Raw genomic sequence first — 4,713 nt, 5'->3', positions numbered from 1 at the left:
GTCGAATCACAGCCCAAGATTCGACCTGGAACCCTGATCCAGCCGCAAAACAGCGGGCGGCAGGCTCAGTTGGTGATCTTGCCGCCCGCCACGTCGACGGTCACTCCGGTGATCCAGCCGGACGCGTCCGAGGCCAGGAACACCGCGGCCGAGGCGACATCGTCGGGGGTGCCCATGCGGCGCAGCGGATGCGCCTCGGCGATGCGCTCGGCCATCTCCGGCGGCATCATCCGCTCGACGCGTTCGGTCCGGATCGACGACGGCGCGATGCAGTTCACGCGTACGCCGTGCGGCCCGACCTCGTCGGCCAGCTGCCGGGTCAGCATCACCACCCCGGCGTTGGCGGCCGCGTACGCGACGTTGGCCCGGCTCGGCTGACGGCCCGCCGCCGAGGACATCGTGACGATCGCGCCCCGGCCCCGGTCGACCATGCCGGGCAGGAACGCCCGGATCGTCAGGAACGTCGACGTCAGGTCGGACTCGAGCACCTCACGCCACCGGGCGGGGTCCAGCTGCCAGCTCGGCGCCGGAGCGCCCTGCCCACCCGCGAACGCCGCGAGCACCTCCACCGGACCCAGTTCCTGCTCTATGCGTACCGTCGCCTGATCGATCTGGGCGAAGTCCGTGACATCCGCACGGAGCGCGAGCCCGACGGGCAATGTGGACGCGACCTCGTCGAGCGCGGCCTGGTCGCGGCCGATCACCGCGACCCGCGCGCCCTGTTCGCCGAACGCCCGAGCGGTCTGCGCGCCGATGCCACGCGAACCGCCGGTGACCACGACCGTCTTGCCCGCCAGATCCGGATAGCTAGCCATGGCCTCAACCTATCCTCAATCGTCGAACTCGAACCCGCTTTCCTCGGCCCGCGCGACCAGCACACGCATGCCGTCCGGATCGTTCGCCAGCGCGCTCATCCGCGCGCCGAGGTCCTCCAGCGCGGCCCGGTCCGTGCCGTAGGCGCAGAACATGCCGCCTTCCGGGTCGTACGCGAGCCGCCCGGCCAGGTCGGGCGCGTCGTTTCGCACGACGAGCTGTGCGACGCCTTCCCAGAAGTAGCCGTTGGGTTCGTGGCCGAGTTCCTCGATCAGCTCGTCCACCGCGGTCGATCCCGCGTTGAGCAGCAGCGAGTACTTGCCGGGGGTCGTCTCGACCAGCTTCAGCGGATGCACCGCGGCATTGTCGCATCGACTAGGGTCCCAGCGTGCTTTCAGTGCGCCTCTTCCATGCCGTCGCTGTCGCCGTCGGCATCGGCGTCGCACTCGCTGCCGGCGCCTGCTCCCCCGGCTCGACGACGACCGGCAGCCAGCCCGACTCGACGATGGCCGCCGCGCTGGACCTCGCCCCCGAGCTGGCCGACGCGAACGCGCTGTTCACCGATTGGGAGGCGCTGGGGCACAAGGACTCGGGCGCCTTCGCCGCTGCGCTGATCCGTGACGACGACGCGCTGCAACGTGATCTCGGCATCCGGTCGATCGACGCCGACTGGGAGCTGGACCTGTGGCAGCCGGGCACGACCACGACGGTGATCCTGCACTACGCCGACGCCGATCTGGCCGCGCTGCCCGGCAAGCTCACCACGCTGGGCTATCGCGCCGACGGCACCGTCTACACCGGAACCATAGACCGAAGTCACTTGTGGACGATCCCGGCGCGGACCATCGGGGTCGACCTCGACCGGCGGCTGCTCGTCGCGAGCCCGGACGCGACCACGGTCCGTTCCGTCCTCGCCGCCCCGCCGCACCCGCTCGGCCGGCTGGACGCGCTGAAGCCACTCCTGTCGGCGGTCGCCGCCCGCCCCGTGGTCACCGCCGCGGTGTCTGTCGGCTCCGCCGCCTGCGCGAAACTCGACCACGTGGTCAGCAAGGGCCGCGCCACTCCCGAGATGATGCAAGCGGTACGCGGGCTGTTCAGCGGCCCGTTCACCGCCCCGAACGCGCAGCTCACCGCGGTGACCTCGGCGACCACGGCGTACGCGGGACTGACGTTCGCCGACGAGCGCGCCGCGGCGGCGAATCGGGAGGGGCGGGCGGCGGCGGTGCGTACCGTCGGCGGGCTGGCCGGCGACCCGGACGGAATTCAGGTCACCGGCAGCTCCGTCAGCGGGCCGGTGCTCGGCTTCGACCTGAAAGCTCAGGATCCGCAGACGTTCCGCAAGCGGGTGACCGCGGGGACGCTCGGCGTGGACGTCTGCCTCTGAACCTCACGCTTTCAGCAGCCGCTCTACCAGGTCGTCGACGTACTCCGGCGTCAGCGGGCCGAGACCGAAGAGGACGCGTACGTACAACGGCGCGAGCACGTGATCCACGATGTCTAGTGTGGACGGTGCTGGTTCGCCGCGCGCCGTCGCACGGTCCAGCAGCTGCTGCAACTGGCCGCCCCGCTCGGCGATGAACCGCTCGCGGGCGGCGATTCCCGGTTCACCGGACGCCGCCAAGGCGATGACGAGCCGCAGTACGGCGAGCCCCGACGGCCCGCTGACCTCACGCGCGACGCCCGCCGCGTACGCCCGCAGGTCGTCGCGCAGGCTGCCCGTGTCGGGCATCGGCGACGACGTCGTGAGCCAGTCGAGCGCCACGTCGGCGCTGAGTGCCTCCAGGCTGCCCCATCGGCGGTAGATGCTCGTGTCGGCGACCTGCGCTCGAGCGGCCACGTCGCCGATGGTGAACGCGCCGTAGCCACGTTCGGCTGCCAGCTCGGTGACGGCCTGATGCACCGCCGCGCGTACGCGGGCGCTGCGCCCGCCGGGCCGTTTGGGCTTGTCCACCATGACTTCAGCTTAACGCAGCTCACACTTGCGTTAGCGACCCGCCGATACTAGCGTCCTAACGCAGTGAACCACTGCGTTAGGAGTCGTCGTGACCGTGATCGACCAGATCGACGCCGCCCTCGGCATGACCAGCGGCATCGTGCGCAGCGTGTCCCCCGGCCAGCTCGGCGACCCGTCACCGTGCGCCGGCTGGGACGTGCGCTTCGAGCTGAACCACCTCGTCGGCGGGATGCGGATCTTCGCCGCCGAGCTGACCGGCGTACCGGCCGGCGGCGATCACCACGACGACTGGCTGGGCGACGACCACCAGACCGCTTACGCACTCGCGTACGCGCTCGACCAGGCCGCCTGGCGCCAACCCGACGCCCTGAACAGGACGGTGCAGCTGTCGTTCGGGCCGATGCCCGCACCAGCCGCCGCGTTGATCCATCTCACCGAGGTACTCGTGCACGGAGCCGACCTCGCCGTGGTGATCGGCCGCCCCGACCTCGTCGACGACGACGCGTGCACGCACCTGCTCGCCACGATGCGGGGCATGGACATCGAGCCGTTCCGGCGGATGGGCGCGTTCGGCCCGGAGCAACCGATCGCCGCAGACGCTGTGCCGCATCGGCGGCTGCTGGCGTACCTGGGACGGACCGGCCTCTGACGGCCGTGATGTGGCGCAGGCATCCCGCGTGCGATACCTGCGCCACGTCACTCGTGCCCGCCCCTACCCACGGCGCCGCCCCTACCCACGGCGCCGGCTCTGGCTACGGCGTCGGGCTCGGGTTACGGCGTGGGGCTCGGGCTCGGGTAGTTGGCCGGCCGGCTCGGCGACGGCACGACCACCGGCTTGGTGGGCGACGGACTCGGGACGCCTGACGGCTTCCCGTCCGTCTCGGACGGCGTCGGCTGCCCCGGCTTCGACGGGGACGGCACGGCCGTCGGAACCGAGCCGGACGGAGTCGGCACGGTCGTCGGCGGGAGCGTCGACGACGGCGAGGGGACAGGTGCGGACGGCGACGGGGACGGCGTCGCGGGCGTCTGCCCGCCACCGGCGGCGGCCACGGCTATCGGCGTACCGATGAGAATCGTGGCGACCGCGACCCCCGCGACCGCGAGAGTGGTGGCGCGCTTGCGCCGGGCCGCGACCACGGCCCGCTGGGTGAGATTCACTGGAACTGCCTCCTCGGCGATCTCGGACAGGGTGGACCGGAGGAAGTCGTCGAACTGGTTCATGCCCGCACCTCCACAAGTGGTTCGGCCGTCGGCAGCGTCTCCCGCAACCGTTGGACCGCCCGGTTCGCTCGGCTGCGGACGGTCCCGATCGAGCAGCCCAGGATCTCGGCGACCTGCGTCTCCGAGAGGTCCTCGTAGTAGCGCAGGACGACGACCGCCCGCTGCGGCTGCGGCAGCCGCAGCAACGCCTGCCGCATCGCCAGCCGCAACCCGGCGTGATCGGCCGGGTCCGGCTGCAGCTCGGGCAGCGCCCAGGTCGGGGCGACCTGCCGTTGCCGTGACCGCCGCCGCCACCAGCTGACCTGCTCGCGATACATCGCCGTACGCACATAGGCCTCCGGGTCCTCGTGCCGGACCCGGCGCCAGTGGGCGTACGTCTTGGTCAGTGCCGACTGCACCAGATCCTCGGCGGCATGCTGATCGCCGGTGAGCAGGTACGCCGCCCGAATCAGCGCGGGCGTACGCACCCGGGCGAACTCGGCGAACCGTTCGTGCTCGTCCATACGACCTCCCTCCACCCCTACAGACGCCCAGCTCTCCCCGACCTATCCGTCGCGTTTCCGCCGCGCCCCAACCGGCGGCCGCGCTTCGCGCGAGTTGGCAGCAGATCACGGATATGCCGGTGACAACCGGCCTTGGGCTCAAGGGGTGGTCGCAACACTGCCTTCGTGGAGCTTACGGGCGAGGGTTTCGGCGGGGGTGTAGAAGCCGAGGGCTTTGCGGGG

7 protein-coding genes are annotated in these 4,713 nt (G+C 71.3%); 2 read left to right on the top strand and 5 right to left on the bottom strand.

Going from position 1 to position 4,713, the window contains the following annotated elements:
• Nucleotides 1-65 precede the first annotated feature (65 nt).
• Nucleotides 66-815 (bottom strand): SDR family NAD(P)-dependent oxidoreductase, encoded by a 750-nt coding sequence (locus AB0M47_RS42100; RefSeq protein WP_363424485.1) that lies wholly within the window; start codon nucleotides 813-815, stop codon nucleotides 66-68.
• 15 nt (nucleotides 816-830) lie between these two features.
• Complete coding sequence (locus tag AB0M47_RS42095; RefSeq protein WP_363424482.1) at nucleotides 831-1,169, bottom strand: Imm51 family immunity protein; 339 nt, start codon at nucleotides 1,167-1,169, stop codon at nucleotides 831-833.
• Between the two features lie 32 nt (nucleotides 1,170-1,201).
• Here AB0M47_RS42095 and AB0M47_RS42090 point away from each other — a divergent pair, with 32 nt between their 5' ends.
• The gene (locus AB0M47_RS42090; RefSeq protein ID WP_363424480.1) at nucleotides 1,202-2,197 is read left to right on the top strand and encodes a hypothetical protein; all 996 of its coding nucleotides are present in this window, start codon (nucleotides 1,202-1,204) and stop codon (nucleotides 2,195-2,197) included.
• A gap of 3 nt (nucleotides 2,198-2,200) precedes the next feature.
• On the opposite strand, the gene AB0M47_RS42085 is transcribed toward AB0M47_RS42090, so the two are convergent.
• Nucleotides 2,201-2,767 carry a TetR/AcrR family transcriptional regulator gene (locus tag AB0M47_RS42085; RefSeq protein WP_363424478.1) on the bottom strand — a complete coding sequence of 189 codons (567 nt, stop codon included), beginning with the start codon at nucleotides 2,765-2,767 and terminating at the stop codon, nucleotides 2,201-2,203.
• A gap of 88 nt (nucleotides 2,768-2,855) precedes the next feature.
• On the opposite strand from AB0M47_RS42085, the gene AB0M47_RS42080 reads away from it, so the two are divergent.
• Nucleotides 2,856-3,416, top strand: coding sequence for a TIGR03086 family metal-binding protein (locus AB0M47_RS42080; protein ID WP_363424475.1), 561 nt, complete (start codon nucleotides 2,856-2,858; stop codon nucleotides 3,414-3,416).
• 122 nt (nucleotides 3,417-3,538) lie between these two features.
• Here the strand turns inward: AB0M47_RS42080 and AB0M47_RS42075 are convergent, their stop codons facing one another.
• Both AB0M47_RS42075 and AB0M47_RS42070 read right to left on the bottom strand, forming a co-directional pair.
• Nucleotides 3,539-3,988: a hypothetical protein gene (locus tag AB0M47_RS42075; protein WP_363424473.1), complete on the bottom strand. Its 450-nt coding sequence runs from the start codon at nucleotides 3,986-3,988 to the stop codon at nucleotides 3,539-3,541.
• Complete coding sequence (locus AB0M47_RS42070; RefSeq protein ID WP_363424471.1) at nucleotides 3,985-4,491, bottom strand: SigE family RNA polymerase sigma factor; 507 nt, start codon at nucleotides 4,489-4,491, stop codon at nucleotides 3,985-3,987. Before AB0M47_RS42070 ends, AB0M47_RS42075 begins: the two co-directional genes overlap by 4 nt.
• Between the last annotated feature and the right edge of the window lie 222 nt (nucleotides 4,492-4,713).

The organism is Hamadaea sp. NPDC051192, from assembly GCF_040682475.1.
GTDB lineage: Bacteria > Actinomycetota > Actinomycetes > Mycobacteriales > Micromonosporaceae > Hamadaea > Hamadaea flava.
The sequence above is the reverse complement of the archived record's forward strand: the minus strand, read 5'-3'. Positions and strand labels throughout refer to the sequence as shown.